We start from the raw sequence: 866 nt of genomic DNA on the forward strand, positions 1-866 counted from the left end.
CGTTTACTTGGCGGCGATTCTGATTCGCCTGAAATAAAGTTTTCAGACGGACCCTATTATTTTTAAAATTATCAAGAATCTTACTGTTTTACGTCACCAATTCTTTAAACCTTCTTCCAAATTTCATCGTGTTCTACTAGTAATATAAGGATTAAACTTAAAATTAATCTTTCTAAATTGGTTCTCACTAGTAATATAGCGATCCAACGAATTTGTTCTAAAGCTTGGATAGTAATACAGATTCCCTGTATAATTAAAGTTTGTAGAGAAGTTAAGGCGGTGGCTATTCCTTAATAGGGAGGCGATTTGATGCAATCAGGAAAGATTAAGAATTTCGGAATCATGGTCGGATTGATTGTCGGAATCGAGGGCTTGGGAATTCTTTCATCATTGCTTGCTGGAGACATTAAGGCCGTTTACCATGATTTGGCATTACCGCCATTTTCACCACCTGACGTTGTTTTTGGCATTATTTGGCCAATTTTATATCTGCTAATTGCCATTTCAAGTTATTTAATTTATCGATCGGCTCACTCACTTCGAACGCCAAGTCTGATTACTTTTTATTCTCAACTCCTATTAAATTTCATCTGGAGTATTATCTTCTTCAACGGTAACCGCTATTGGATTGGGTTGATTATTATCCTAATGATGGACCTGCTGGTTGGGATTTGTATGGTTCAATTTTACTCAGTAAGCAAAGCCGCTGGTATTCTACTTATTCCTTATTTTCTATGGCTTTGTTTCGCCACCTACTTGACACTTGGCGTAGCACTTTTAAATTGAGCATCCAAGGAAATGGAACATCTGGGGGTTGTGACAAAAAGCCTCTGAATCAGAAGCTCCATTCGGAATTTAACAAAAAT

General features: G+C 37.0%; 1 protein-coding gene. It reads left to right on the forward strand.

Translation table 11 applies throughout. The features are described 5' to 3' along the window. Positions 1–309: 309 nt before the first annotated feature. Positions 310–786: a TspO/MBR family protein gene (locus tag FD32_RS03560; RefSeq protein WP_047769454.1), complete on the forward strand. Its 477-nt coding sequence runs from the start codon at positions 310–312 to the stop codon at positions 784–786. The last annotated feature ends 80 nt before the right edge of the window (positions 787–866 follow it).

The sequence above is a fragment of the Limosilactobacillus panis DSM 6035 genome (assembly GCF_001435935.1).
GTDB lineage: Bacteria > Bacillota > Bacilli > Lactobacillales > Lactobacillaceae > Limosilactobacillus > Limosilactobacillus panis.